Origin of the sequence: Rhodococcus sp. IEGM 1351, from assembly GCF_030056875.1 — a bacterium.
Taxonomy (GTDB): domain Bacteria; phylum Actinomycetota; class Actinomycetes; order Mycobacteriales; family Mycobacteriaceae; genus Rhodococcus_F; species Rhodococcus_F opacus.
Map to the genome: position 1 here is coordinate 1 of NZ_JASHKU010000203.1, position 210 is coordinate 210.

At 75.7% G+C, this 210-nt stretch carries 1 pseudogene; it reads right to left on the minus strand.

From position 1 onward, the window contains the following. A pseudogene (locus tag QM806_RS41285) lies at positions 1-210 on the minus strand (hypothetical protein); the annotation flags it as partial.

Genomic DNA, 210 nt, shown 5'->3' on the forward strand with positions numbered 1-210 from the left:
ATCATGCCCGGTACCTGATGATCCGTGGGGGCCGTCGATGCTGCAGTGTCGGCGACCAGCCCCGGCGGCGGGGTGCCCTCGGCGGTGATCGAACTGCCTGGGCCGCGTGCCCACGGCCTCAGCTCGACGGGGCCCGCGGGGGAGGCGCGGCAGATGAGCACCCCCGCCCCGGCGGCGCGCAGACGGACCGCGTAGACCGCACCCACGAGG